The 26,430-nt window shown below is 63.3% G+C and carries 21 protein-coding genes, 1 other RNA gene and 1 pseudogene; 2 read left to right on the top strand and 21 right to left on the bottom strand.

From position 1 onward, the window contains the following. Positions 1-58: 58 nt before the first annotated feature. The 15 genes from ftsA to mraZ all read right to left on the bottom strand — a co-directional run bounded on the left by ftsA (position 59) and on the right by mraZ (position 17,241). Entirely contained in the window at positions 59-1,366 is a 1,308-nt protein-coding gene (ftsA, locus tag NKJ84_RS05105) for a cell division protein FtsA (RefSeq protein ID WP_254818984.1), read from the bottom strand. Beyond that, positions 1,363-2,304 carry a cell division protein FtsQ/DivIB gene (locus NKJ84_RS05100; protein WP_352505602.1) on the bottom strand — a complete coding sequence of 314 codons (942 nt, stop codon included), beginning with the start codon at positions 2,302-2,304 and terminating at the stop codon, positions 1,363-1,365. Before NKJ84_RS05100 ends, ftsA begins: the two co-directional genes overlap by 4 nt. Then, entirely contained in the window at positions 2,292-3,218 is a 927-nt protein-coding gene (locus NKJ84_RS05095) for a D-alanine--D-alanine ligase (RefSeq protein ID WP_254818986.1), read from the bottom strand. The genes NKJ84_RS05100 and NKJ84_RS05095 overlap by 13 nt, the downstream gene beginning before the upstream one ends. A gap of 312 nt (positions 3,219-3,530) precedes the next feature. Then, positions 3,531-4,496 (bottom strand): UDP-N-acetylmuramate dehydrogenase, encoded by a 966-nt coding sequence (gene murB / locus NKJ84_RS05090; RefSeq protein ID WP_352505601.1) that lies wholly within the window; start codon positions 4,494-4,496, stop codon positions 3,531-3,533. After that, a complete protein-coding gene (gene murC / locus NKJ84_RS05085) occupies positions 4,493-5,899 on the bottom strand; it encodes a UDP-N-acetylmuramate--L-alanine ligase (protein WP_352505600.1) in 1,407 nt (468 codons plus the stop codon). Before murC ends, murB begins: the two co-directional genes overlap by 4 nt. Further along, positions 5,896-7,023, bottom strand: a complete 1,128-nt coding sequence (gene murG, locus NKJ84_RS05080; RefSeq protein ID WP_352505599.1) for an undecaprenyldiphospho-muramoylpentapeptide beta-N-acetylglucosaminyltransferase — start codon at positions 7,021-7,023, stop codon at positions 5,896-5,898. Before murG ends, murC begins: the two co-directional genes overlap by 4 nt. A 1-nt stretch (position 7,024) precedes the next feature. Next, positions 7,025-8,176, bottom strand: a complete 1,152-nt coding sequence (gene ftsW, locus NKJ84_RS05075) for a putative lipid II flippase FtsW (protein WP_023676765.1) — start codon at positions 8,174-8,176, stop codon at positions 7,025-7,027. Next, on the bottom strand, positions 8,176-9,576 hold the full coding sequence (gene murD, locus NKJ84_RS05070; protein WP_352505598.1) for a UDP-N-acetylmuramoyl-L-alanine--D-glutamate ligase: 1,401 nt from the start codon (positions 9,574-9,576) through the stop codon (positions 8,176-8,178). The genes ftsW and murD overlap by 1 nt, the downstream gene beginning before the upstream one ends. Positions 9,577-9,584: 8 nt before the next feature. Continuing rightward, positions 9,585-10,667: a phospho-N-acetylmuramoyl-pentapeptide-transferase gene (gene mraY, locus NKJ84_RS05065; RefSeq protein WP_254818991.1), complete on the bottom strand. Its 1,083-nt coding sequence runs from the start codon at positions 10,665-10,667 to the stop codon at positions 9,585-9,587. Between the two features lie 24 nt (positions 10,668-10,691). Beyond that, positions 10,692-12,125, bottom strand: a complete 1,434-nt coding sequence (locus NKJ84_RS05060; protein ID WP_352505597.1) for a UDP-N-acetylmuramoylalanyl-D-glutamyl-2,6-diaminopimelate--D-alanyl-D-alanine ligase — start codon at positions 12,123-12,125, stop codon at positions 10,692-10,694. Next, the gene (locus NKJ84_RS05055) at positions 12,122-13,576 is read right to left on the bottom strand and encodes a UDP-N-acetylmuramoyl-L-alanyl-D-glutamate--2,6-diaminopimelate ligase (protein ID WP_352505596.1); all 1,455 of its coding nucleotides are present in this window, start codon (positions 13,574-13,576) and stop codon (positions 12,122-12,124) included. Before NKJ84_RS05055 ends, NKJ84_RS05060 begins: the two co-directional genes overlap by 4 nt. A gap of 54 nt (positions 13,577-13,630) precedes the next feature. Continuing rightward, complete coding sequence (locus NKJ84_RS05050) at positions 13,631-15,376, bottom strand: peptidoglycan D,D-transpeptidase FtsI family protein (RefSeq protein ID WP_352505595.1); 1,746 nt, start codon at positions 15,374-15,376, stop codon at positions 13,631-13,633. Further along, complete coding sequence (ftsL, locus tag NKJ84_RS05045) at positions 15,373-15,750, bottom strand: cell division protein FtsL (RefSeq protein ID WP_254818995.1); 378 nt, start codon at positions 15,748-15,750, stop codon at positions 15,373-15,375. Before ftsL ends, NKJ84_RS05050 begins: the two co-directional genes overlap by 4 nt. A gap of 4 nt (positions 15,751-15,754) precedes the next feature. Further along, entirely contained in the window at positions 15,755-16,786 is a 1,032-nt protein-coding gene (gene rsmH / locus NKJ84_RS05040; RefSeq protein ID WP_352505594.1) for a 16S rRNA (cytosine(1402)-N(4))-methyltransferase RsmH, read from the bottom strand. Then, positions 16,783-17,241: a division/cell wall cluster transcriptional repressor MraZ gene (gene mraZ / locus NKJ84_RS05035; RefSeq protein WP_254818997.1), complete on the bottom strand. Its 459-nt coding sequence runs from the start codon at positions 17,239-17,241 to the stop codon at positions 16,783-16,785. The genes rsmH and mraZ overlap by 4 nt, the downstream gene beginning before the upstream one ends. A 406-nt stretch (positions 17,242-17,647) precedes the next feature. Between mraZ and NKJ84_RS05030 the strand changes: the two genes are divergently transcribed. Then, on the top strand, positions 17,648-18,763 hold the full coding sequence (locus NKJ84_RS05030; RefSeq protein WP_352505592.1) for a cystathionine gamma-lyase: 1,116 nt from the start codon (positions 17,648-17,650) through the stop codon (positions 18,761-18,763). Positions 18,764-18,872: 109 nt separating this feature from the next. On the opposite strand, the pseudogene NKJ84_RS05025 reads toward NKJ84_RS05030, so the two are convergent. From NKJ84_RS05025 to NKJ84_RS05000, 6 genes and pseudogenes are all read right to left on the bottom strand, one after another. Then, positions 18,873-18,953: pseudogene (locus NKJ84_RS05025) on the bottom strand (type II toxin-antitoxin system RelE/ParE family toxin); the annotation flags it as partial. Between the two features lie 44 nt (positions 18,954-18,997). Next, positions 18,998-19,396: RNase P RNA component class A (rnpB, locus tag NKJ84_RS05020), an RNA gene on the bottom strand. 59 nt (positions 19,397-19,455) lie between these two features. Beyond that, complete coding sequence (locus tag NKJ84_RS05015) at positions 19,456-20,199, bottom strand: lytic transglycosylase domain-containing protein (protein WP_352505591.1); 744 nt, start codon at positions 20,197-20,199, stop codon at positions 19,456-19,458. Positions 20,200-20,384: 185 nt separating this feature from the next. Continuing rightward, on the bottom strand, positions 20,385-21,152 hold the full coding sequence (locus NKJ84_RS05010; protein ID WP_352505590.1) for an N-acetylmuramoyl-L-alanine amidase: 768 nt from the start codon (positions 21,150-21,152) through the stop codon (positions 20,385-20,387). After that, positions 21,149-21,868 (bottom strand): TerB family tellurite resistance protein, encoded by a 720-nt coding sequence (locus NKJ84_RS05005; RefSeq protein ID WP_352505589.1) that lies wholly within the window; start codon positions 21,866-21,868, stop codon positions 21,149-21,151. The genes NKJ84_RS05010 and NKJ84_RS05005 overlap by 4 nt, the downstream gene beginning before the upstream one ends. A 237-nt stretch (positions 21,869-22,105) precedes the next feature. Beyond that, positions 22,106-22,312 (bottom strand): hypothetical protein, encoded by a 207-nt coding sequence (locus tag NKJ84_RS05000; RefSeq protein WP_023721215.1) that lies wholly within the window; start codon positions 22,310-22,312, stop codon positions 22,106-22,108. 173 nt (positions 22,313-22,485) lie between these two features. On the opposite strand from NKJ84_RS05000, the gene NKJ84_RS04995 reads away from it, so the two are divergent. Continuing rightward, a complete protein-coding gene (locus tag NKJ84_RS04995) occupies positions 22,486-26,361 on the top strand; it encodes a hydantoinase B/oxoprolinase family protein (protein WP_352505669.1) in 3,876 nt (1,291 codons plus the stop codon). Positions 26,362-26,430 lie beyond the last annotated feature (69 nt).

The raw sequence follows: 26,430 nt of genomic DNA, 5'->3' as shown, positions 1-26,430 counted from the left end.
CCTTTGCCTTTCCCGCCGCTTCGCCGCCGCGGCCGCCTATGGGGCTGTCCCCGTCAAATTAAAAACTGTCTCTCAACCACTGACTCATTCGATGCAGTTTTCCGCCTGTTCCGGTCATCCGAAGACCGGAAATTCCCTTCGCCGGGCGGCTCTCGAAGCTCGCCATCTGCGGGTAGATCAGAAGCCCGACGGGCGTCGAAAAAGCCGGCCCCTTGGCCGCCTCGGGCAGGCCTGCCACGCCAAGCGGGCGTCCGATGCGCACATTGCGGCCGAGAATGCGGCGTGCTGCTTCGGGCAGGCCGGCAAGCTGGCTGGCGCCGCCGGTCAGCACCACACGCTTGCCGACGGCATTGCCGTAGCCGGACTTGTTCAGGCGGTCGCGCAGCAATTCCAGCGTCTCGTCGATGCGGGCGCGGATGATGCGTGTCATCACCGAGCGCGGGATCTGCAACGGCACCTCGCCGTCCTCGCCGATCGGATGGATGGAAACCAGGTCGCGGTCGTCGGCACTGCCAGGCAGCGCCGAGCCATGCATCACTTTCAGCCTTTCGGCGGCATCGAGCGAGGTCGACAGGCCCTTGGCCATATCCAGCGTGACGTGGTTGCCGCCGATCGCGATGGCGTCGCCGTGGACGAACTTGCCTTCCGAAAATACCGAGATCGTCGTCGTGCCGCCGCCCATGTCGATGCAGGCCGCGCCCATTTCGAGCTCGTCGTCGACCAGCGCGGCAAGCCCGCTGGCATAAGGCGTCGCCACCATGCGCTCGACCGACAGATGCGAGCGGTTGATGCAGAGCTCAAGATTGCGCAAAGGCGCCGCGTCGCCCGTCAGCACGTGCATGTCGACGCCAAGCTGGTCGCCAACCATGCCGCGCGGATCGCGCACACCGCGCTCGGCATCCAGAGAAAAGGCTACGGGAAGCGAATGGATCACCTCGCGCTCGGCCCGCAGAGCCTGCTTGGCGCCGGCGGCAAGCACGCGCTTGATGTCGGCCTCGTCGGCCTCATGGCCGCCGAGATTGATGGTGGCCGAAAAAGCCTCGCTCTTCAACCGGCCGGCAGTCATGTTGACGATCAGCGAATCGACCGTCAGTCCCGCCATGCGTTCGGCGGCGTCGACGGCAAGACGGATGGCGTGCTCGGCGCGGTCGAGATCGATGACGACGCCCGATTTCACGCCTTGCGATTTCTGGTGGCCGATGCCGATCACCTGGACGCGATGCGAGCGTCCGCGCAGCAGCTTGCCATCCTCGCGCGGCTTGAGCTTGGCCACCACGCAGCAGACCTTGCTGGAGCCGACATCCAGCACCGTCAAGATGCCGGACCGGCGCGCCGAAGCATCGCTATTGCCGCCAAGCCAGCTCATATTTTCGTCTCCGGCTTGCGCTTCAGCATCTTGGGCTTTTCGTTGAGCGCGGCCTCGCGCTGTGTCGCCGCCTCCGGCGTCAGCTGGACGACCAGACGATCGGAAAGGCGCATGTCGACGGCAGCGATGTCGCGCGTCAAAAGCCCGTTCTCGTGGTCCATCCTGACCAGGTCGGCAATCGCCTGATCCTCGCCGTCTTCGGGAAGTTTGATCGTGATGCCGTTTTCAAGCTTGAGATCCCAGCGCCGTTCGCCGATGCGGATATAGCCCTTGATCCGCGCGGCGAGCTCCGGATAATTCTTGATCTTCGCTAGGAAATCCGGCGCTTTGGCCGGTGCGCCGGTGCCGATGATCAGCGGCAGCAATATCTGCTTGCCGCCGGAGAACGGCGCAATGACGGCGCCGGATTTCTCGATGACCGAAAGCGCGCTGCCTTGCTGCCACAGCGCGAACGGCTCGCGCTCCTCGACGCGCACTTCCAGCGTATGCGGGTAGACCTTGCGCACTGCCGCGGCTTCGACCCAGGGTAGCGTGGTGATGCGTTCGCGCGCGGTTTCGGCGTCGAAGCCGATCAGCGAGGTCCAGCCGTCGAGTTCCAGCCTGTCGAGAATATCGATCTCGGATGTTTCGCGGTTGCCGACGACCTTGACCTGATCGACGGCAAAGCCGGTTCGGGCGGTGACACTCTGGACGATGGCGTCGGCATGTCCGCCGAGATAGGCGCCATAGGCACTGCTCGAAATAAGCAACGCCGCCGACAGCATGGCAGCGCAATAGGGCGGCGCTTCGAAGTCGCCCTCGCCGAGGCGCGCCAGCACGCGCACCGGCCGGCGGAGCAGGCGCGGCAGCACGAAATGGTCGAACGACAACGGCATGCCGAACAGCGCCGGCCCGGCCGCGCCCTTCCCCCTGCCCTGTCCCCACTTCAACGCAGACACGAAGCGTCCTCCACCATCCAACTCAACAAATCGCCGAACGAGTGTCCCGCTTGCGCGGCGATTTCCGGCACCAAAGACGTCGGCGTCATGCCCGGCTGGGTGTTGACCTCGAGCCAGACAATTTCGCCGTTTTCGGAGTGACGATCGTCATAACGGAAGTCCGATCGGGAAACGCCCCGACAGCCGATAGCTTGATGAGCCTTGAGTGCCAGTGTCTGTATTTTTTGGTAAATATTCGGTGAAAGTTTTGCCGGGCATTCGTGTTTTGATCCTCCCGCGACGTATTTTGAATCATAGTCGTAGAAGGAATGGCCGGTCGGGATGATCTCGCAGACACCGAGCGCCACATCGCCCATCACCGCGCAGGTCAATTCCCGCCCGTGCACATAACGCTCGACCATGACCGTATCGCCGTATCTCCACTCGGACGAGCCGATGATCTGCGGCGGATGCGACTGGCCTTCATGCACGATGACGACACCGAAGCTCGACCCTTCGTTGACCGGCTTGACCACATAGGGCGGCTTCATCGGGTGCTTGTTCTGGATGGCGAAGCGATTGGCCACCTTCGATTCCGCCACCGGAATGCCGGCCGCCTTGGCGACCTTCTTGGCCTGTTCCTTGTTCATCGCGAGCGCCGAGGCAAGCACGCCCGAATGCGTGTACGGAATGGCGAGGTACTCGAGGATGCCCTGGATGGTGCCGTCCTCGCCGAAAGGGCCGTGCAGTGCGTTGAAGACGACGTCAGGCTTGAGCGCGCTGAGCACCGAGCCGATGTCGCGCGAGACGTCGACGCGGGTGACCTGGTAGCCCTCTCCCTCGAGCGCATCGGCGCAGGCTTTGCCCGACGACAGGGACACGGGCCGCTCGGACGAGAATCCTCCCAGAAGGACGGCCACGTGCTTGCTTGTCATTCCCCGTCATTTCCTCTCGCAGCAGGCCTGCACTATCGTGCATGACCCGAAAAGCATCGCGCACACTCATACGCGCCGAGCAACTTCGCTCCGTGTTTCCGCAACATTGAGTCCGAGTCTCCCGGCAGGTTGCCCCCCAGACGGAAACGCGAGCAACGCGTCGAAACGACTCAAATCAGGAAACGCTTCAGGGCAGAGAATCAGAGAGTTGATTCGCTGGCAAGTGCTTACGATTCCGATGGATTCACTTTCCGCAAAAACGGCAGCAAAATGTGAATTCATGAGTCCGAAAAGCAACGGCGGTCGACTTGCCTAAAGCAACTGCCCGAGAAATTCCTGGACCGCATGGCCCGGCCGAAAATTACCGATGCGCTTGATCTCCCACTGCAGCCGGATGCCCGATTTTTCGAGCACGCGCGCACGCACCGTCTCACCGAGATATTCAAGCTCGTAGCCGGTGGCGGTTCCGGTGTTGATCATGAAGTTGCAATGCATCGGCGACATCTGCGCCCCGCCGACCATCAGGCCGCGGCAGCCGGCCTTGTCGATTTCCTTCCAGGCCGAGGTGCCCTCGGGATTCTTGAAGGTCGAGCCCCCGGTTTTTTCGCGGATCGGCTGCACGGTCTCGCGATGGTTCTGGACAGCATCCATCGCGGCCTTGATCGCCGCCTTGTCCTCGGGAACGCCTTCGAGCAGCGCCGATGTGAAGATCAGCCCCGACGGCGCCGCTGAATGGCGATAGGCATAGCCCATGTCGGCATTGCTCAGCGTATGAACATTGCCCTTGCGGTCGAGTGCCCGCACCTCGACCACACGCTCGCGTGTCTCGACGCCATTGGCGCCGGCGTTCATCCTCAGCGCTCCGCCAATGGCGCCGGGAATGCCGTGGTAGAAGTGAAAGCCACCAATGCCGGCCTCGTAGGCAACGGCCGCAAGACGCTTGTCGGGCGTTGCGGCGCCCGCCTTGATCATGGTCGGCGCAATTACTTCGGTCTCGCCAAAGCCTTTGGCCGAAAGCCGGATGACGAAGCCCGCAATGCCGCCGTCACGGACAAGCAGGTTCGAGCCGACGCCGACGATGGTCAGTGGTATTTCCTCGGGCACCGCCTTCAGGAACGCGGCAAGATCGTCCTCGTCGGCCGGCTGGAACAATGCGTCCGCGAGCCCGCCGGCTCGAAACCAGGTGATCTTGTCCATCTCGGCATTGGGCGTGATGCGGCCGCGCAGTCCGGCAAGCCGGTCGCCAAGCTTCTCGATCAACGCCTGGCCGCGCATCATGAGATGGTCCCGCCGAGTTCCTTGGGCAGCGCATAGGCCCATTGAGTGATGTTGCCGGCGCCGAGGAAAACGACGAAATCGCCCGGCTTCGCCACCTCGCGAACGATCGGCCCGATCGCCGCCGGACCTTCGATGTAGCGTGCGTCGCGATGGCCGCCGGAGCGGATGCGCGACACCAGTGCGTCGGACGTAACGCCGTCGATCGGTTCCTCGCCGGCCGCATAGACGGGCGCCACCATTACCGTATCGGCGTCGTTGAAGCAGACGGAAAACTCGTCAAACAGATCGCGCAGCCGGGTGAAGCGGTGCGGTTGGGTAACGGCGATGATGCGGCCCTTGGTGGCGCTGCGCGCAGCCTTCAGTACCGCCGTGATCTCGACCGGATGATGACCGTAATCGTCGAACACATCGACACCGTTCCACGAACCGGTATGGGTGAAGCGCCGCTTGACGCCGGCGAAGGACGACAGGCCCTTCTTAATTGCCTCAGCCGGAAGGCCGAGCTCATGCGCGACGGCAATCGCCGCCGTCGCATTGGAGACATTGTGACGTCCGGGCATGGGTAGCCGCAGACCTGATATCGTTATCTGGCCGTGCGTCTTGCGATCGCGGATCACCACGTCGAATTCCGAGGTCGGGCCGTCCATGCGGTGATTGGTGAAGCGCACGTCGGCCTGCGCATTTTCGCCATAGGTGATGACGCGCCGGTCCTCGATGCGGGCGACCAGCGCCTGCACCTCGGGATGGTCGGTGCACATCACGCCGAAGCCGTAGAACGGCACATTCTCGACGAACTGACGAAACGCCTCGCGCACTTTGTCGAAGGAGCCGTAATGATCGAGATGCTCGGGGTCGATATTGGTGACGACGGCAATCTCGGCCGGCAGCCTGAGGAAGGTGCCGTCGCTCTCGTCGGCCTCGACCACCATCCATTCGCCGTCGCCCATGCGGGCATTGGTGCCATAGGCATTGATGATGCCGCCATTGATCACCGTCGGGTCGAGCCCGCCGGCTTCGAGTAGCGTCGCCACCATCGAAGTCGTCGTCGTCTTGCCATGCGTGCCGCCGATCGCGACCGCTTGGCGGAACCGCATCAACTCGGCTAGCATTTCGGCGCGCCGCACGATCGGCAGCAACTTCTCTCTCGCCGCCTTCAGTTCCGGATTGGATTTCTTGATTGCGGTGGAGACGACGACCACCTCGGCCTCGCCGAGGTTTTCGGCCTGGTGGCCGACGAAGCATTCGATGCCCTTGTCGCGCAGCCGCTGCACATTGGCGCTGTCGGCCTGGTCGGACCCTTGCACCTTGTAGCCGAGATTGTGCAGCACCTCGGCGATGCCGCTCATGCCGATGCCGCCAATGCCGATGAAATGCACGAGGCCGATCGTCTGTGGCATCTTCATTCGTGCGTCTCCTTCCTGAATTCCGAAACGGATTTCCTGGACGCAATAGCCTCTGTCAGATCGGCGAGCAACCGCGCGGCATCCGGTTTTCCGGATGATTTCGCCGCCGCGGCCATTGTCGCCGCCCTGCCCGGATCATCCATCAAGGCCCCGATCAACGCAGCAATGTGCTCGGGCGAAAGCGTGGATTGCGGATGCACCTCGGCGCCGCCCGCTGCCGCAAGGGCCGCCGCATTCGCCGCCTGGTCGTGGTCGAGCGCGTGCGGATAGGGCACCAGCAGCGCCGGCCGGCCGATCACCGCGATTTCCGATACGGTCGATGCGCCGGAGCGCGACATCACCAGATGCGCCGCCGCCAGCCGCTTTGCCATGTCGGTGAAGAACGGCGACACCTCGGCCCCAATGCCAAGTGCGGCATAGGCGGCTTTCACCCGCGTCACATCGTCGGCGCGCGCCTGCTGTGTGATCGCCAGCCGCCTGCGCTGTGCGTCGGAAAGCCGGGCGATTGCCGCCGGCACCGCGTCGGAAAAGAACTGCGCGCCTTGGCTGCCGCCAAACACCAGCAATCGGAACGGCTCTTCGCCGGCCGATGCGGCATAAGGTGTCTTCGCCGCCTCCAGCACTTGCGGTCTGACCGGATTGCCGGTGGTCACCGTCTTGGCGCCTGCGGCACTGCTGTCTTCAGGCAGGAACCCACCGGCAATGGCGTCGACGCGGCCGGCAAGCGCGCGGTTGGCGCGGCCCATCACCGCATTCTGCTCGTGGATCAGCGTCGGCACCTTGCGCCGGGTCGCCGCGTAAAGCGGCGGCAGTGTCGGATAACCGCCGAAGCCGACCACGATGGCGGGCTTGATGCTGGCGATGACGGCCGATGCCTGCCGCACGCCGCGCCAGATTTTCCAAAACGCGGCGAGCACGGCAAAAGGATTTTTCGACCCCATCGTCGCCGACTGGATCGGATGGATGGCGGCTGCCGGGAACTGTCCGGTAAAGCGCTCGGCGCGCTCGTCCGTCGCCAGATGCACCGTCCAGCCGCGCCTGGTCAGTTCGTGCGCCAACGCCTCGGCCGGGAACAGGTGTCCGCCCGTGCCGCCTGCCGCCAGCAGGATGACCCCCTTCGCCATCTCACTCCGCCGGCATCGCACGCGGCGACGGCATGAAGCCCAGCTGCTTGCGCTTTTCCGGGCGCTTGCGCGTCAGCGCCAGCACCATGCCCATCGAGATGGCGATCGCGATCTGCGAAGAGCCGCCGTAGGAGATGAACGGCAGTGTCATGCCCTTGGCCGGCATCAGCTGCAGATTGACGGCCATGTTGATGACCGACTGCAGGCCGAAGACCGTGACCAGGCCGCCAACCGCATAGCGGGTGAAATCGTCCTGCTCCTTGAGCGCCGTGTTGAGACCGCGCAGCACGATGAAGCCGAAGATGGACATGATGAAGAAACACATGATCAACCCGAATTCCTCGCCGGCGACGGAGAAGACGAAGTCGGCGTGGCTGTCGGGGATGACCCGCTTGACGGTACCCTCGCCCGGCCCGACGCCGAACCAGCCGCCATTGATCAGCGCCTCGCGGCCCATGTCGACCTGGAACGTGTCGCCCTCGCCGGTCATGAAGCGGTCGATGCGGCCGGCAACGTGCGGGAACACCGCATAGGCGGCGAACACGCCGCCGACGCCGGCAGCACCCAGCGCGACGATCCACAGCCACGGCAACCCGGCCATGAAGAACATCACCCCCCAGGTGCCGAGCACCAGCATGGTCTGCCCCAGGTCAGGCTGCGCCACCAGCAGCGAGATAACCAGTGCAAGCAGCAACATGGCGAACAGATTGCCGGGAATGTCGGGCTGCCGCTTGTGCTCGGCGAACAGCCAGGCGCAGATGATGACGAAGGCCGGTTTCAGGAACTCGGATGGCTGGATCGACAGACCGGCAAGCGACACCCAGCGCCGCGCGCCCTTCACCTCGACGCCGATGTAGAGCACTGCCACCATCAGAAACAGCATGATGCACAGCATGACCAGCGCCATGCGCCGGATCTGCCTGGATTCAAGGAACGAGACAGCCAGCATCACCCCAAGTGCCGGAATGGTGAAGATAATCTGGCGCGTCGCGAAGTGGAAACTGTCGAGCCCGATGCGCTCGGCCACCGCCGGGCTTGCGGCGAAGGACAAAACGATGCCGAGCCCCATCAGCGACAGGAACGCCGCCAGGAACCAGCGATCGATCGTCCACCACCAGGTCGCAACCGGGCTTTTGTCGAGACGGCTTTGCATTATCGTGTCCCTCCGATGGGCATCACGCCATCAATGGCGGTTACGGCCTGCCTGAACGCCTCGCCGCGCACTTCGAAATTCTTGAACTGGTCGAAACTGGCGCAGGCCGGCGACAGCAGCACCACCGCCTCGCCGCTACTATCCCTGGCCGCATCACGGGCGGCGTGTTCGACTGCCGCGGCCAACGTGCCTGAGATCTCGTAAGGCACCGCCTCGCCCAGCGTCGCCGAAAAGGCCGGTGCAGCTTCGCCGATCAGATAGGCCTTGGCGATGCGCGGGAAGAAGCCGCGCAACTGCTCGATGCCGCCCTCCTTCGGCAGGCCGCCGGCAATCCAATGGATACGCGCAAAGCTCGACAGCGCCGGTGCAGCGGCATCGGCATTGGTCGCCTTGGAATCGTTGACGAACAGCACATGCCCTTTGCGGCCGACCTGCTCCATGCGGTGCGCCAGCCCGGGGAAACTCTCCAGTCCGGATTGGATCTCGCCGAGTTCGAGCCCGACCTTGAGGCAGGCGGCGGCGGCGGCCAGTGCATTCTGCGCATTGTGCTGGCCGCGCAAGGAGCCGATGCCTTCGAGGAAGGCGACCCGGCTGTAGCGGCCGTGCACGGCTTCCATTAAATTCGTGCCGTCGGCGAAATAACCGTCGGTCAGGGGCAGGCGCTTGGAAATCCGAATGACCTGCCGGCCTGCCCGCTCCAGCCGGTCGGCGATCTGGGCGCACCAGGAATCGTCGACGCCGATGATTGCCGTCTCGCTGCCGGCCACCAGCCGCTCCTTGATCGAGGCGTAGTGTTGCATCGTGCCATGGCGGTCGAGATGGTCCGGCGTCAGATTGAGCAGGACGCCGGCCGTCGGATTGATCGAGGGGGCAAGGTCGATCTGGTAGGAAGAGCACTCAACCACATAGTGCCGCTCGGGCTGCGGCGGATCGAGCGTCATCACCGCACGGCCGATATTGCCGCCCATCTGCGTGTCGCGCCCGGCCGACTTGAGTATGTGCGCCGTCAATGCCGTGGTCGTCGACTTGCCGTTGGTGCCGGTGATCGCAATGAAAGGTGCTTCCGGCGCCCGCGCCGTCCGCTCGCGGCAGAAAAGCTCGATATCGCCTATGATCTCGACGCCGGAGCCCCGCGCGAGCTCGACAGTCCAGTGCGGCTTCGGGTGCGTCAGCGGCACGCCGGGCGACAGCACGAAGGCGGAAAACCTCGCCCAGTCCGCGCCGCGCAGGTCCGCGGTTGCAATACCGACCGCGCCAGCCTTGGCGACGCTGTCGGGATTGTCGTCCCAGGCCAGCACATCTGCGCCGCCTTCGATCAGCGCGCGCGCCGTGGCGATCCCCGAGCCGCCGAGCCCGAAGAGCGAAACGCGCTTGCCTGAAAAGGATGCGGCGGGGATCAAGCGGCCTCCTATCTGAGCTTCAGGGTCGACAGGCCGACCAGCGCCAGGATGACGGCGATGATCCAGAAGCGGATCACCACCTGGCTTTCGGTCCAGCCGAGCTTTTCGAAATGATGGTGGATCGGCGCCATCAGGAAGACGCGCTTGCCGGTCATCTTGAAATAGCCGACCTGGATGATGACCGAGAATATCTCGACAACGAACAGGCCTCCGACGATGACCAGCACGATCTCGTGCTTGGTCGCCACCGCGACCGTGCCGATCAGCCCGCCCAGCGCCAGCGAGCCGGTATCGCCCATGAAGATGGCCGCCGGCGGCGCATTGAACCACAGGAAGCCGAGCCCGGCGCCGATCACCGCTCCAAGGACCACCGCCAGTTCGCCGGTACCGGGCACGAAATGGATCTGAAGATATTCGGCGAATACCGCGTTGCCGGAGAGATAGGCGATGACGCCGAAGGACGCCGCCGCGATCATGATCGGCACAATCGCCAGTCCGTCGAGGCCGTCGGTCAGGTTCACCGCATTGCCGGCGCCGACGATGACGAAGCACGAGAACGGGATGAAGAACCAGCCGAGATTGACGAGAAACTCCTTGGCGAAAGGGAATGTCAACGATGACGAGAACGGCGCCTGGCCGTTATGCATGATCACCCAGGCGGCGATGCCTGCGATGGCAAATTCGAGCCCCAGCCGCGCTTTGCCGGAAAAGCCGAGATGCGATTGCTTCGTCACCTTGAGGTAGTCGTCGTAAAAGCCGATTGAGCCGAACCCCAGCGTCACCAGCATCACCACCCAGACGTAGATGCTCGACAGGTTCGCCCACAGCAGTGACGAACCGATGATGCCGGACAGGATCATCAGCCCGCCCATGGTCGGCGTTCCCGCCTTCTTGAAATGCGTCTGCGGCCCATCGGCGCGGATCGGCTGTCCCTTGCCTTGCCGCAGCCTCAGCGAATTGATGATGGTCGGTCCGAAGATGAACACGATCAGCGCCGCTGTGATCAGCGCCCCGCCGGTGCGGAAAGTTATGTAGCGGAAGACATTGAAGACCGAGATCTTGTCCGCAAATTCGACGAGCAGTGTTAACATGCGCTTGCGTCCCCCGGACCGATCCTAGGTCTGTCTACTGGTTGTGGCTTCCGCCGGAAACTTGCCGAGCAATGCCTCGACCAGCTTTGAAAAGCCTATGCCTTTCGACGATTTGATCATAACCACGTCACCCGGCCTCAACTCCGACAGAAGCACCGGTTTCAGATCTTCCGCGCCGGCGCGGTACTCCGTCCTGATCTCGCCGGGCAAAACGTCGGCCAGCGCCCGCATTTCCGGGCCGCCGAGAAAAACCGTGCGCGTGTCGGTGCCGACGATCAGGTCGGCAAGGGCGGCATGCAATTTCGCCGAATGGCTGCCGAGCTCGAGCATATCGCCGAGCACGGCAATGCGCCTGCCCTCGCCCGACACCGGCGTCGTGTTGAGCAGCGCCATTGCAGCGCTCATCGACGCCGGATTGGCGTTGTAGCTCTCGTCGATCAGCGTGATCGGCCCCTTGGGGTGGCGCAACATATAGCGTTTGCCGCGTCCGCGTTCGGGCGACAGATCGGCCAGCGCCTGCGCAACCCTGGTGACGTCGGCTCCGACCAGATGCGCTGCACCCAGCACCGCCAGCACATTCTGCACCATATGGCGGCCCGGCGCGCCGATCCTGGCGACGATCTCGTGCCCGCCAATCTTGGCGGTTATCACGGAATGGTCGGCATCGAGTTCGCATTTGATCAGTTTGAAGGTCGCCCGGGCATTCTCGCCGAATCCGTAAACATGCTCGACGCCGGCCTCTTTCGCCATCTTCTCCAGCAGCTTCCAGCGCGCATCGTCGCGGTTGAGAAGGGCGGCGCCGCCGGGTTCCAGTCCCTCGAAAATCTCTGCCTTGGCCTTGGCGATCTCATCCAGGTTGCGGAAGAAGCCGAGGTGAGCGGCCGCGATCAGCGTAATGATGGCGACATGCGGCCGGACCATCTTGACCAGAGGCCGGATCTCGTCCGGATGGTTCATGCCGATCTCGAAGACGGCAAAATCGCAATCCTGCGGCATGCGCGCCAGCGTCAGCGGCACACCCCAGTGATTGTTAAACGACTGGACCGATGCATGCACGGTACCGACCGCGGAGAGAGCGTGGCGCAGTGCTTCCTTGGTGGTGGTCTTGCCCACCGATCCGGTCACGGCAATCACCCTCGCCTTTGAGCGTGCGCGCGCCGCAACGCCGAGCTTTTCCAGCGCGACGAGCACATCCTCCACGACGATCATCGGTGCCGTCAGCCGCCCCAGCGACGGCAGCTTGCCCTCTGCGACGACCAGCACGCCGGCGCCCGCCTTGATGGCGGCGGTGACGAAATCATGGCCGTCCATGGCCTCGCCCTTGATGGCGAAGAAGGCGTCTCCAGGCTGCAGGCTGCGGCTGTCGATGGAAATGCCGGCGATGCCTTCCGGCATCGGACCGAGCGGCCGGCCATCCATGGCGGCAACCAGCGCCTCGGAGGTCCACAGATGGCTCACGCCGTTTGCTCCCGCAGCGCCGAGCGAACTTCCTCATGATCGGAAAAATGCAGCGTCTCGGCGCCGATGGTCTGGCCTTCCTCATGGCCCTTGCCGGCCACGATCAGCGTATCGCCGGCGTGAAGCATCCCGACTGCCTGGTGGATGGCCTTGCGCCGGTCGCCGATCTCGATCGCCCCCGGTGCAGCCGCCAGGATCGCGGCGCGGATCGTCTCGGGGACTTCCGAGCGGGGATTGTCGTCGGTGACGATGACGACATCGGCCAGCCTTGTGGCGATCTCGCCCATGATCGGCCGCTTGCCCCGGTCGCGGTCGCCGCCGCAACCGAATACGACGATGACGCGGCCAGTGGTAAAGGGGCGCACCGAAGCTAGCACGTTTTCCAGTGCATCTGGCTTGTGAGCGTAGTCGACATAGACGGGCGCCCCGTTGGCGGCCGTCCCGACAAGGTCGAGCCGTCCCGGCGCGCCCTTCAATTTCTCCAGCGCCATCAACGCTTTGGCAACAGATGTTCCAGTCGAAATGGCGAGGCCGGCCGACACCAGCGCATTTGCAATCTGGAAGTCGCCAGCCAGCGGCAAGTCGACTTCATGGAGAACGCCGTCCGCTTCAACCTCGGCGCGCTGGCGGTGGCGCTCGTGCTCGACCCGCTTCAGCCGCAGGAAATCGCCGTGGCGTCCGACCGTCAGCACATTCAGTCCCGCTGCATGCGCCGCCTTGATTGTCGGCTCCGACCACGGGTCGTCGGCAAAGATAACGGCCGGCGCGCCCTTCGGCAGCAGCGCGTCGAACAGACGCAATTTGGCGCGATGATAGTCCTCGACCGTCGGATGATAGTCCATATGGTCGCGGCCGAGATTGGTGAAGCCGCCGGCCGTAAGCTTGACGCCGTCGACCCGGCGCTGGTCGAGGCCATGGCTGGACGCTTCCATCGAGGCGTGGGTGACGCCGGCCTCCGCCAGCTCCTTGAGCAGCCTGTGCAATGCCACCGGATCCGGCGTGGTCAGCGAGCCATATTCGTTGCGGCCCGGCGCCACCACGCCGGTCGTGCCGATCGAGGCGGCGGCGAAACCCGCCTGCTCCCATATCTGCCGGGTGAATGCGGCGACCGAGGTCTTGCCGCTGGTTCCGGTCACCGCGACCATGGTTTGTGGTTGCTTGCCGAAATAACGGGCCGCACTCTGCGCCAGCGCAAGGCGCGGATCGTCTACGACAAGAACCGGCACTGGCAGCCCGGCGACCGCACTGCCCTTGCCGACCACGATCGCTGCGGCGCCGCGGCTCGCGGCGTCGGCTGCATAGGCTGCGCCATCCGCCTTGGAGCCGGTGAGCGCGAAAAAGACGACGCCCTCTGTTACCTGGCGGGAATCCGACGAAATCCCTGTAACCTCCATGTCGAAGGGAGCTGTCCCATCGACAGGCAGGATACCGGCTAGATTTTTCAGCTTCATCGAACCCCGTTCATCGCAACAAAATAACGCGCAGTTGCCGGCGCGCCCGAAGAATCACTGATAGGAAACCAGCGTTGCACCATTTTCATGGCTGAAATCTGGCTTCACGCCAAGCATGGAAGCCGCACGTCGGATGATGTTTGCAGCCATGATGCCCGCGTTCGAGGCGGCCGTAGCACCCATGCCGGGCTTTTCCGGCTTCGGTTCGTCGGCGATCGTAAGCACTATGTATTGCGGATCGTCCATCGGGAAAGCTGCAACGAAGGCGTTGAAATTCTTTTCCTTCGAGTAGCGGCCGTTGACGACCTTCTCCGCCGTTCCCGTCTTGCCGCCCACCCGGTATCCTGGCACCCGTGCATTGCGACCGGATCCCTTTTCGGCATTGAGTGCATAGAGATAGCGCATACCCTCGACCGTTTTGTCGCTGACCACTTTCTTGGCGACCGCCATCGCCTGCTCCTGCGTGCGAGGCAGGAAGGTTGGGTCCATCAGATAGCCACCATTCATCAGCGCGGCGCAGCCGACCGCTGTCTGTAGCGGAGTCGTCGACACGCCGTGGCCGAAGGCGATGGTGATCGAATTGACCTGCTTCCAGACCTTGGGCTCGGTCGGACGAGCGACTTCCGGCAGTTCGGTCTGCATCTTCTCGAGGATTCCCAGGCGATGCAGGAATTCGCGGTGTCCGTCGATGCCAACCGCTTCGGCTTCCTTGGCAGAACCGATATTGGACGAATAGATGAACACTTCCGGAACTGACAGTATCCGGCCCTTGGCATGGAAATCATGGATGGTTTGATGGCCGATCCTGATCGGGCGCGACGCGTCGAAGCGGCTTTGCAGCGTTATCTTGCCGGAATCGAGCGCCATGGCGGTGGTGAAGCTCTTGAAGGTCGACCCCATTTCGTAGAGGCCTGCGGACATTCGGTTGAGCCGGTCCTTGTCCTGCGCATTATAGGGGTTGTTCGGATCGAAATCCGGAACGGAGGCCATCGCCAGCACCTCGCCCGTCTTGACGTTGAGCACGACGGCACCCGCCGCGATCGCGTGGTACTTTTCCATGCCGGTGGCGACCTCGTCGCGCACGATATGCTGGACGCGCAGGTCGATCGAGAGCTGCACCGGTTTCAAATCCTTGGCCACCGCCAGGCCCGACGCCTGAAGGTCGCTCAAGCCTTGTTCGTCTATGTATTTCTCCATGCCGGAGATGCCCTGATTGTCGATGTTGGTGAGGCCGACAATGTAGGACGAGGTTTCGCCGGCCGGATAGAACCGGCGCTTTTCGGTGCGGAAGCCGAAGCCGGGGATGCCGAGCTGCATGATGTCGGCCTGCTGCTTCGGCGTCAGTTGCCGCTGCAGCCAGACGAAGCCGGCGCCGCTCTTCAGCTTGTTGTATGTCTGCTCGTAGTCGATCTCGGGAAGCACCGTCGACAGTTTTTCGATCGCCTCGTCGGCATCGACGATGCGGCGCGGCTCAGCAAACAGCGACGCCGTCTTGATGTCGGTCGCCAGCACTTCGCCGTTACGGTCGACGATGTCGGGTCGCGATGCCGTCACCCGGCTCTGCGGGCCGCCCGACAGGTCGGGATTCTGGAAACCCAGATAGACCAACCGCCCGGCAATGGTCGAATAGATGCCGAAGAACACCGCCATCGTCATGACGATGCGGGTCCTGCCCTTGCCACCGGTCGCCTTGCGGGCTCCTTCGACGACGATCGATCCGCCCCCACCGGGCTTCGAACCGCGCTTCAGCAGCTTCCCAACCTTTGGAAATCTGGCGGCGATTGGAAATCCGCTGGTCATTGGATGATGCCTCCGGTCACCACGGGATCCTTTCCGCCGACATCGGCCATGCCGCCCAGCCGCTGCGATGAAAGGTCCTCGATGTTGACGGGTTTCGCCGGCAGATCGTCCAGCCCGACGATCTGCCGCGCATTGACCGGCTCGAGTCCGAGTTGCGATTTGTAGATTTCGGTGAGCTTTTGCAGGCGCGACGGCTGGGTAAGCAGGCTCCAGTCCGCCTTGAGCAGGTCGATCGTGTCCTCTTCATAACGGATCTGCGCCTGGATCTTGTGCACTGCCGCCAGTTGCTCCTCGGCCTCGCGCTTGGTCTTGTAGGTCAGGGCAGCCGCCGAAACCATGACGGCGATCAGGACTATGTCGCTGGTACGAAACACGTGCTCACCTCTCTCCCGGTCGATCGGCGCCGGGAAGCTTTGGGCCAGGCAGTTTTGGCAGGCCGAAAATCGAAAAATCGCCGGCACGCGCCGGCGCCTCTGTACGGATCGCAGCGCGCAGCCTTGCCGAACGCGCCCGCGGATTTGCCGATATCTCGGCATCGCCAGGCGTCACGCCGCCGCCCTTCTTGCTGAAGGTGGCGGTGCGCGCCTGGGCCTCGGGCAGATGCCGCGATCCGGTCGCTGAATCGGCTCTGTCGGCGATGAAGCGCTTGACAATGCGGTCCTCCAGGGAATGGAAGGTCACCACGGCAAGCCGCCCGCCCGGTTTCAGCGCGCGCTCGGCGGCAAACAGTGCCTTGGCCAGTTCGCCGAGCTCGTCATTGACGAAGATGCGCAGCGCCTGGAAAACGCGGGTGGCCGGATGGATCTTGTCTTTTGGCGCGCGACCGATATGCGTCTCGATGGCATCGGCAAGGTCGAGCGTGCGCTCGAAGGGGCGTTTTTCACGACGGCTTTCAATCATGCGGGCGATGCGCCCGGCATGGCGTTCCTCGCCAAGAAAACCGAAGATGCGGGCAAGATCGCCCACCTTGAAGGTGTTGACGACGTCGGCGGCGCTCAGGCCCGCCTGCGCCATGCGCATGTCGAGCGGTCCATCGGCCTGGAACGAAAAGCCGCGCTCCGGCTGGTCGATCTGCATGGAGGAGATGCCGATGTCGAGCACGACGCCATCGGCACTTTCAACCTGTTCGTCGAGCGTCGAGAACGGTGCCTGGACAAGCCTGAGCTTGCCGCCGGACTGCTGTTCAAGGGCCCGCCCCGCCGCGATCGCATCCGGATCGCGGTCGATTGCGACGACCGAGGCTCCGCTTGCCAGAATGGCCTTGGTGTAGCCGCCGGCACCGAACGTGCCGTCGACGATCACCTCGCCTTTTGTCGGGGCCAGCGCCTCCAGAACTTCGGCAAGGAGGACCGGAATGTGGCGGGCTGGTCCGCCAGCGGCATGAACTTCATCGCCGTCGCCCGCCATCATTCCGGCCGCTCCCCGGGCTTCGTCCCCTGCCGAAGCTGCAAAAGCCGGGCGCGTGCTTCCGTCCCATAGGCGCTGAGCCGTCCGGGCTCCCAGATCTGAAAGAAATTGCCGCGGCCAACGAAGGCCACTTCCGCTGAAATGCCGGTATGCTCGCGAATGAAATCGCTCATCGTGATACGGCCGTCCTGGTCGAGCTTCAGAAACGTTCCATCGCCGTGGCAGAAGAACGACATGTCGTCCGCCGTCTGCAGGAACGGGTCTTCCTGGGCGATGCGCTGCTCGTAGCGATCGAGCAGGTCGAGCCCACCGACATCCATCGCCGGGCGATCCAGGCAGCGTAGCGCATAAAGTTCCGAATAGCCGCGTTTCTGCACAACGGCACGGAAATGCGCCGGCACGGACACCCGTCCCTTCGCATCGATCCTGTTCACCGCGTTCGACAGAAACCGGTCCATTGCGCGTTACGGCCGCTTGCGCCGCCGCACCCCTCTGCATCTTCCTGTCCGCGCCGCCCCAGCCCGGTCGGCGTCCAAAACCCACTTCGTTATGACGGGCGAACGCAGGCAAACGCGCAGCCGCCGCGGCTGCCCGATTGGCGTACGCTTCACCCTGACACGGAACGAAGGCTTGAGTATCGGAATGGGATATCATGGGGTGCTATGGGCGTCAACGGGAACAGTCTTCAAAACGCGCCTGCCACAACTGGGGAGAGCAGCTTTGACGGCACTCCCGTCTTTATCCTCTATTAAGCCTAACGAAGCGTTTAGAGCCGTGTGGCCCAACCGGAGCCGACTTGCTGCGGATCGCTGCCGCGCATAGCCTCGGCATCTCCTTTTCCGGTCAGTAACGAGGTTTGAAATCATGTCCGAAACAGCCAAGTCACGCGCCGCAGCACTTCCTCATCTGCGCCGCGGCGGGCTGGCCAAGGGCGACCCGATCCCCTTGCCCCTGACCATGGCCGCCATCTTTCATGCGCCCGGCGACGCCACCGGCTTCGATCAATATGGCCGCTTCAGCAATCCGACGTGGGATGCGGTCGAGCACATGCTGGCGCATTTGGAAGACGCCCCATGCGTTGCCTTTCCCTCGGGAATGGCTGCCATCTCGGCGATATTTTTCGGCCTGCTCAAAGCCGGCGACCGTATCCTGCTGCCGTCCGACGGTTATCATACGACGCGAGCGCTGGCAGACCGTTTTCTGAAATCCTTCGGCGTTGCCTACGATGTCCGGCCGACGTCGAGCTTCCTCGACGGCGGCTTCGACGGTTATCGGCTTGCCTTCGTCGAAACACCCGCCAACCCAGGACTGGAAATATGTGACATCGCAGCCGTCGCCGAAGCCGTGCATAGAGCGGGTGCGGTGCTTGTGGTCGACAACACGACGATGACACCTTTCGGCCAGCGCCCGCTCGATCTCGGCGCCGATATCGTCATTGCTGCCGACACCAAGGCGCCAAACGGCCATTCCGATGTGCTGTTCGGCCATGTTGCCAGCCGCGACGCGGACATTATCTCGAGGGTGACCGACTGGCGCGAGACGTCGGGCGCCATCCCCGGGCCGTTCGAGGCATGGCTGGTGCATCGCGGTCTCGAAACGCTGGACGTGCGCTTCGACCGCATGTGCACTTCCGCCGAAATGATAGCGCGACGGCTGAAGACCCATCGCGCGATCAGCGGCTTGCGCTTTCCGGGACTGGAGAGCGACCCATCGCACAATCTTGCCCGCGCGCAGATGGAGCGCTTCGGCTTTCTCATCTCGTTCGTGCTCGCCTCGGAGGACAAGGCCGAGGATTTCATCAACAACTGCGCGTTGATGCAGGCAGCGACATCGTTCGGCGGCGTACACACCTCGGCCGAACGGCGATCAAGAAGGGGAGATGCCGTACCGCCCGGCTTCGTTCGCCTGTCGGTCGGCTGCGAGCCGGTGGAAGAGCTTTGGCAGGCGATCGAGGCGTCGCTGGACGCAATCGGTGGCTGAGCCGGCGTCGATCTTGCGCCGGCCGTGCAGCACGCGAATGATTTTCGATCGCCTCTTCGCGGACATGATACAAGGTGAGGTATTCGCCGACGATCAGGTGACGGATTCCGGTTGCGATGTCTTCGCGCGGCTCACCTGAGAAGGGATAAGTGGCCACTTGCTGCCAGCGGGCTTCGATTTGATCGAGCAACCGATCGGCCGCAGCCTCGCTGTCTTGCGCGACATGGGTAGAAAACTGCCAGCTGGCCTGTAAGCCGGGTTCTGTATGGCCCTCGCCCCTTGCGGTGCGAGAACGCGGCGGCCATTCATCTTGGGCGCATGTTGCCATGCGCCTCACGCAACCTACCCGGACGGTGAGCCGGAAACAGCCCCCGAGGGTTTCCCCTCGCACCGTCCCTATTCGGTCTTGCTCCCGGTGGGGTTTACCGTGCCGCTCCTGTTGCCAGTCGCGCGGTGGGCTCTTACCCCACCCTTTCACCCTTGCCACGATTGGATCGTGGCGGTTTGCTTTCTGTGGCACTTTCCCTGGGGTCGCCCCCGCCGGCCATTAACCGGCACCGTGTCTCCATGGAGCCCGGACTTTCCTCACCCGCAGCCTTTCGGCTTCGCGGGTGCGGCCGCCCGGCCAGCTGGCAAGGCGTATAAAGGGGTTCGGGCCCGAAAACGCAAACGAAAAAGCAAGTTATCCCTTGTCAGGCGGGCGCTCCAAGCGCTGCCAGCTGCACCTTGACCTTGCCGCAATAGGCTGCGGACACCGGGTTCATCCGTGTGGCGGCGTGGCCGGCATTGTATTTCAGGATCGTGCCGCAGGTCGTGCCGCCGCCGAGATCCCGCGCCATGGCTAGGTACTTCATGCCGTATTTGATGTTGGTATCGGGATCGTAGAGACCCTGAACCGGACCGCTATAGCCCATCATTCTTGCCGTCGCCGGCTTGATCTGCATCAGGCCGATCTCGCCGGCGCTGCCGACCTGGTTCGGCTGGTAGTTGCTTTCGATCTTGATGACGGCATTGGCGAGCGACACCGGCACGCCATAGCTGGCGGCATAACGCGCAATGATCGCCGAATACTGTCCGCCGCCGTCGACAACCGCCGCCTGGGGCGCTGGCCTGCTCTTCGGAGCGACTGACGCCGTTGCCATGCGGTCGATGCGTTTGCGGTTACGCTTCAAATGCTGTTTGGCGATTGTCTTTCTCGCAGCGGTTGGCCCTTTCGCGGAGACTGGCTTTTTCGTCCTTACCGCGGCCGCTTTTTCCACTTTCGCGGTGGCGGTCTTCTCTACTTTTGCACCACCCTTCGGCATGGCGGTTTTGCCGGCTGCGGCACTGAAGCCCTGATCGGCCCGCTGGCTCAGCGGTGCGCTGTTTGCCGCACTGAAGGCAAAAGTCATTACGCCGGCAGCAATGGCTGCCGTTAAAACGGTCAATTTCTGCATGTGATCCTGTTCTGTTTGATCCGCACAAAGAACTTCGCGCAGATACCCTCAATCAACATCGGAACATCTGGGGGGATAGACGTCCGACAATCTGTACGGATCGCCTTTGACAATGGAATTGGCGCCAAACAAGGCGACGCAAGTCACTTTGAGTAACAGATTGTAACTTTTAATCTGGCAAAAGGTTATTTGAGAGAGGCTATCCTTACGGAAGCGAGCAGCCTTTCCAGCGTGCGGATCGTCGATCCGTCAGCCACGCCGTCGACCAGGCGCTGCCGGAAATGCCGTTGAAATGCCTCGACCACGATTTCGGTCTGCCGGTCGAAAGCGCCGGTGATCTCGACGCCATAACCATAAAGCGCCAGCATCGACTGCAGTGCCTCAATATCGGCGCCGGTATCGCCTGGCCTCAGCACGGCGCCGCGCCGGATCGGTGCTGCCGGCACAACATGGCCGATGCCGGCGGCAAACAAGGTCTTCCATGGAAATTTCTCGCCCGGATCGACCTTGCGCCCGGGTGCCACGTCGGAATGGGCGAGCACCCGCTGGGCCGGAATGGAATGGCGCTCGACGATGCCGGCACACAGGCCGATCACCGCGTCGATCTGCGGTTTTGGAAAGTTGCGATAGCCGAGCGTATGCCCCGGATTGACGATCTCGATGCCGATCGAGCAGGAGTTGATGTCGCTCTGTCCGAACCACGAGCTCTTGCCGGCATGCCAGGCGCGGTCGCTTTCCCTCACCATCTGAACAATGCGGCCGTCCTCATGGACCAGATAGTGCGACGACACCTCGCTGGCCGGATCGCACAGCCATGCCTCGGCAGCGGCCCCGGTTGCCATGCCGGTGTAGTGCAGCACGATCATATCGGGTCCGGGCATCCCGCGTCTTGGTCCGAAATTCGGCGATACCCTGACCTCGGCGCTCGGCTCGTCGGGCGGAAAGCCGCTCATGCGTGCCGCAGGCCTCGCTCGATCATTTCATAGGCCGCGTTGATCGCCGCCAGCCTGGTCGTCGCGATCTTGATGAATTCCTGCGGCAGGCCGCGTGCGATCAGCCGGTCCGGATGATTGTCGGAAACCAGCTTGCGGTAGCGCCTGCGGACCTCCTCGAACGGCTTCCCACGCTCGATGCCGAGCACGACATAGGGGTCGGCGGCACCCAGATTGACATGCCGCGCCAGGATGCTCTGGTAATGCGCCTCATCGATGCGGAAGATCTCGGCGATCCGGTGCAGGAATTGGCCCTCGCGCTCATGCACCAGCCCGTCGGCCTTGGCGATGTGGAACAGCCCGTCGAGTATATCCTCCAGCATCAGGCAGTTGGTATGGCCCGAACCGCAAAGCTGCGCCATCCGCTCGGCATAGGTTTCGAAACCGGCAATGTCGCGTTTGGCCAAATCGTAGAGCCGCGCCACATTGCGCCTCTGTTCCTTCGGCACCTCGAATATTTCCTGGAAGGCGCGCACCTCGTCTTGCGTGACGATGCCGTCGGCCTTGGCCATCTTGGCCGAAAGCGCGATCATCGCCACCGAGAAGGCGACACGCCGGCGCAAATCGGCATCGCCGGAGAAAACCGTACGCACGGCTTCGACCACTTCGGCGACGCCTGACGACGCTGAAGATGAAACGCGTGTGACGAAGTCGCCGAGGCGGTCCCAAATCGACATGGGGGCTTCATAGGACCAACCACCCATCGCTATCAAGCCAAGACAGTGCCGCAGGGCTGGCCCAATCGATTTGGCGGAATGCCTGAGACGGCTAGCGCTAGTGCTTGCCCATGGAAATCGGCAGACGGAAACCGCTGCACGCAAACCCGCGTCGTCGCACTCGGCCACAATGCGCGGGTATCGTAAGCAGCAGAAAGGCCGGCGTGTGAGGCCGGCCTTTCTTGGTTGTCACGTTGACTACTGCGCCGGGGCAGCCGGCGCAGGTGCCGGAGCCGGAGCCGGCTCGGCAGGCTTGTTGGCGTCAGGAGCAGCCGGCTTCATCGTCTGGTCGGATGCCGGCGGGTTGGTGCTCTGCGTCGTGGTGTTGTCGGTGCCGCTGTCGCTGCAGGCCGCAACGCCAAGCAAGGCAAGCGCCGAGACCGACGCAAGAATGAGTTTCTTCATGATTATCTCTCCTCTAATCACGCCACCGTTGCCGGCGACGATCGAGGGCACAATGCATCAGCGCATGATGAGTTTCGTAACGTTGCGTTTCCGCGTGTAACATCAAGCGCTTGGCAGTACAAAGCGTTGAGCACTAACAGGATGCCTAAATGAAAATGCCCGGAGGCGCTGCCATGACCGCAAAATGGGATTTCTGGATCGACCGCGGCGGTACCTTCACCGACGTCATCGGCCGGGACCCGCAAGGCGGGCTGCATCCAAGGAAACTCCTTTCGGAAAATCCCGAAGCCTATGCCGATGCAGCCATCCAGGGCATTCGCGAACTGCTCGGCGTCCAGCCCGGCGCCCCGATCCCCTCCGCGCTGATCGGCGATGTCAAGATGGGCACCACGGTCGCCACCAATGCGCTTCTCGAGCGCAAAGGCGACCGCGTGCTGCTGCTCATCACCAAAGGCTTCCGCGATGCGCTGAGGATCGCCTATCAGGCCAGGCCCGATATCTTTGCCAAGCAGATCATCCTTCCCGAACAGCTCTATGAGCGTGTCGTCGAAATCGACGAACGGGTTCGCGCCGACGGCAGTATCGAGCGCCTGCTCGACATTGCTTCCGTACGCCCGGCTATTGAGCAAGCCAAGGCGGACGGCATCGATGCGGTCGCGATCGTCTTCATGCATGCCTGGAAACACCCCGAGCACGAAAAGGCCGTCGCCAAAGTCTGTCGAAAGCTCGGATTCTCCCAGGTCTCGGTCAGCCACGAGGTCTCGCCGCTGATCAAGCTGGTCGGCCGCGGCGACACCACGGTGGTCGACGCCTACCTGTCGCCCATTCTGTCAAGATATGTGCAGAAGGTGGCGAAGGAGCTCGGCGTCCTCTCCCCCCTCGAGGGGGAGATGGCCGCGCAGCGGCCAGAGGGGGTCATCTCAGAAGGCACCGCCAGAACGTTGAGCACTGCCGCAACGACCCCACCCGGCGGCTTCGCCGCCACCCTCCCCTCGGGGGGGAGGGAAAGCCCTCGCCTCATGTTCATGATGTCGTCGGGCGGCCTCACCGCCGCCGACATGTTCCAAGGCAAGGACGCGCTGTTATCCGGCCCGGCCGGCGGCGTCGTCGGCATGGTCGAGACGGCAAAACTCGCCGGTTTCGGCAAGGTCATCGGCTTCGACATGGGCGGCACCTCCACCGATGTCGCCCACTATGATGGCGACTACGAGCGCGCCTTCGACACCGAGGTCGCCGGCGTGCGCATCCGTGCGCCGATGATGCGCATCCACACCGTCGCCGCCGGCGGCGGCTCGATCCTGCATTACGAGGCCGGCCGCTTTCGCGCCGGGCCGGATTCGGCCGGCGCCAACCCCGGCCCGGCCGCCTATAGGCGCGGGGGCCCGTTGGCCGTCACTGACGCCAATGTCATGCTGGGCAAGCTGCAGCCCGAGTTCTTCCCGGCTATTTTTGGACCAGGGCAGGACGAACCGCTCGACGTGCAGACGGTTCGCGAAAAATTCACCGCGCTTGCCGCCGAGATCGGCGACGGCCGCTCGCCGGAAGCCGTCGCGGAGGGGTTCGTCACCGTCGCCGTCGAAAACATGGCCAACGCCATCAAGAAGATTTCCGTGCAGCGCGGCTACGACGTCACCGAATACCTCCTGAACTGTTTCGGCGGCGCCGGCGGCCAGCACGCTTGCCTGGTTGCCGATGCGCTGGGCATGGAGGCGGTGCTGATCCATCCGTTCTCCGGCCTGCTATCGGCATACGGCATCGGCCTGTCCTCTGTATTTGCGTCACGCCAGCAGGCGCTGCTGAAGCCGCTGGTGGAGGACTCCGGGGCGGCGATCGATGAACTCATCGCAACGCTGCGCAAAGCCGTCATCGACGAACTCGCCGCACAAGGCATCGCCGAAGACGCGGTCGCCTCGAAGCCGGTGCTGCAGGTCCGCTATGACGGCACCGATACCGCGCTGCCTGTGAACTTTGGTCACGGCTCGATCGCGCAAGCCAAGACGGACTTCGAATCGGCGCACAAGGCGCAGTTCGGCTTTGTCTACGACGACAAGCCGATGATCGTCGAATCGATCGGCGTCGAAGGTACCGATACCGGCGGCACCGGCCGCGATGAAAGCGATTCAGTTGTTGCAGATATGGCCGCAAGTCCTTCCGGGAACCGGAAAATCTTTGTCGACGGCGTCTGGCGCGACGCTGGCATCTTCCCTCGCGAAACGCTGAAGCCTGGTAACAAGATCGCCGGCCCTGCTTTGATCATCGAGCCGAACCAGACCATTGTCGTCGAGCCGGGCTGGCAGGCCGAGATCACCGCCAAGGACCACGTATTGATGCGGCGCGTCGAGAAGAAGCGCCGGCACGCCGCACTCGGCACCGAAGCCGATCCAGTGATGCTGGAGGTCTTCAACAACCTGTTCATGTCGATCGCCGAACAGATGGGCGTAACGCTGCAAAACACTGCCTATTCCGTCAACATCAAGGAGCGGCTTGATTTCTCCTGCGCCGTCTTCGACCGGAACGGCGCGCTGGTCGCCAATGCACCGCACATGCCGGTGCATCTCGGTTCCATGGATCGCTCGGTGGAGACCATCATCCGGCTCAATGCCGGCGACATTCACCCCGGCGACGTCTTTGCGCTGAACGCGCCTTACAATGGCGGCACGCATCTGCCTGATATCACCGTGGTGACGCCTGTTTTTTCCCTCCCGCTTGAGGGGAGGATGGCCGCGGAGCGGCCCGGTGGGGTCATCTCAGGAGGCACCACAAGAGTGTCGAGCACTGCCGCGGCGACCTCCTCCGCCGCCTTCGGCGGCACCTCCCCCTCAAAGGGGGAGGAACCCCTCATCCTCTTCTACGTCGCCTCGCGTGGCCACCACGCCGACATCGGGGGCACCGCGCCCGGGTCGATGACGCCGCTTGCCACCACCGCCGACGAGGAAGGCGTGCTGTTTGACAATTTCCGCATCGTCGATCGCGGCCGGTTCCGCGAGAAGGACCTGGAGACGCTGCTCACCGACCACCCCTACCCGGCGCGCAATCCGCACCAGAACATCGCCGACCTCAAGGCGCAGATCGCCGCGAACGAAAAGGGCGTCGCCGAGCTGCGCAAGATGGTCGCGCATTTCGGCCTCGATGTGGTCGAAGCCTACATGGGCCATGTTCAGGACAATGCCGCCGAAAGCGTGCGCCGCGTGCTGGAGCGGCTGCCCGACAGTTCCGAATACGAATATCCGACCGACACCGGGCAAAAGATCACAGTGAAGATCACTATCGACCGGCGGAAGCGCGAAGCCACCGTCGACTTCACCGGCACGTCGCCGGTCATGAAGAACAATTTCAATGCGCCAGAGCCGGTCGCCCGAGCCGCGGTGCTTTATGCCTTCCGCGTCATGGTCGAAGACAACATCCCGATGAATGCCGGATGTCTGCGGCCGATCAACATCATCATTCCCGACGGCTCGATGCTTAGGCCCACCTATCCCGCGGCAGTCGTGGCCGGTAATGTCGAGACCTCGCAACATGTCACCAACGCGCTGTTCGGCGCCATGAAGGCGATGGCCAATGCGCAAGGCACGATGAACAATCTCACCTTCGGCAACAAGCAGTACCAGTATTACGAGACGATCTGCTCGGGCTCGCCGGCCGGCCGGATGAACGACGGACGCGGCTTTGCCGGCACCTCCGGCGTCCACACCCATATGACCAATTCGCGCCTGACCGATCCGGAAGTGCTGGAACTGCGTTTCCCGGTATTGCTCGAGGATTTCCATATCCGCGAAGGCTCCGGCGGCAAAGGCAAATGGAATGCCGGCGACGGCACCAAGCGCATCATCCGCTTCCTCGAAAAGATGGAATGCGCGATCCTGTCCTCGCATCGCAGCCACCCGCCGCGGGGGCTGGACGGCGGCGGTGATGGCGAGACCGGTTCGACCAAGGTCCGCCGCAAGACCGGCGCGATCGAGACGCTGAAAGCCTGCGATCAAACAGTGCTCGACGCCGGCGAGGCAGTCATTGTGACGACACCCACCGCAGGCGGATTTGGCGAGGCCTGAACTCGCTTCAACAGGTTGTCACCGGCCTGTCATCCACCTGCGTTACCCGCTTGCGGCAAAGCAAACGGG

The sequence above is a fragment of the Mesorhizobium sp. M0048 genome (assembly GCF_040323405.1).
Lineage (GTDB): Bacteria > Pseudomonadota > Alphaproteobacteria > Rhizobiales > Rhizobiaceae > Mesorhizobium.
Note: the sequence above shows the minus strand (reverse complement) of the source record. Positions and strands in the feature narration are given on the sequence as shown.

Excerpts from the sequence above, each read along its gene's own strand:
- ftsA (WP_254818984.1), bottom strand. The coding sequence starts at position 1,366 with ATGAGCTGGCTTGGCGGCAATAGCGATGCTTCGGCGCGCCGGTCCGGC.
- NKJ84_RS05095 (WP_254818986.1), bottom strand. The coding sequence starts at position 3,218 with ATGACAAGCAAGCACGTGGCCGTCCTTCTGGGAGGATTCTCGTCCGAG.
- murB (WP_352505601.1), bottom strand. The coding sequence starts at position 4,496 with ATGATGCGCGGCCAGGCGTTGATCGAGAAGCTTGGCGACCGGCTTGCC.
- murC (WP_352505600.1), bottom strand. The coding sequence starts at position 5,899 with ATGAAGATGCCACAGACGATCGGCCTCGTGCATTTCATCGGCATTGGC.
- murG (WP_352505599.1), bottom strand. The coding sequence starts at position 7,023 with ATGGCGAAGGGGGTCATCCTGCTGGCGGCAGGCGGCACGGGCGGACAC.
- ftsW (WP_023676765.1), bottom strand. The coding sequence starts at position 8,176 with ATGCAAAGCCGTCTCGACAAAAGCCCGGTTGCGACCTGGTGGTGGACG.
- mraY (WP_254818991.1), bottom strand. The coding sequence starts at position 10,667 with ATGTTAACACTGCTCGTCGAATTTGCGGACAAGATCTCGGTCTTCAAT.
- NKJ84_RS05055 (WP_352505596.1), bottom strand. The coding sequence starts at position 13,576 with ATGAAGCTGAAAAATCTAGCCGGTATCCTGCCTGTCGATGGGACAGCT.
- NKJ84_RS05050 (WP_352505595.1), bottom strand. The coding sequence starts at position 15,376 with ATGACCAGCGGATTTCCAATCGCCGCCAGATTTCCAAAGGTTGGGAAG.
- rsmH (WP_352505594.1), bottom strand. The coding sequence starts at position 16,786 with ATGATGGCGGGCGACGGCGATGAAGTTCATGCCGCTGGCGGACCAGCC.
- mraZ (WP_254818997.1), bottom strand. The coding sequence starts at position 17,241 with ATGGACCGGTTTCTGTCGAACGCGGTGAACAGGATCGATGCGAAGGGA.
- NKJ84_RS05030 (WP_352505592.1), top strand. The coding sequence starts at position 17,648 with ATGTCCGAAACAGCCAAGTCACGCGCCGCAGCACTTCCTCATCTGCGC.
- NKJ84_RS05015 (WP_352505591.1), bottom strand. The coding sequence starts at position 20,199 with ATGCAGAAATTGACCGTTTTAACGGCAGCCATTGCTGCCGGCGTAATG.
- NKJ84_RS05010 (WP_352505590.1), bottom strand. The coding sequence starts at position 21,152 with ATGAGCGGCTTTCCGCCCGACGAGCCGAGCGCCGAGGTCAGGGTATCG.
- NKJ84_RS05005 (WP_352505589.1), bottom strand. The coding sequence starts at position 21,868 with ATGTCGATTTGGGACCGCCTCGGCGACTTCGTCACACGCGTTTCATCT.
- NKJ84_RS05000 (WP_023721215.1), bottom strand. The coding sequence starts at position 22,312 with ATGAAGAAACTCATTCTTGCGTCGGTCTCGGCGCTTGCCTTGCTTGGC.
- NKJ84_RS04995 (WP_352505669.1), top strand. The coding sequence starts at position 22,486 with ATGACCGCAAAATGGGATTTCTGGATCGACCGCGGCGGTACCTTCACC.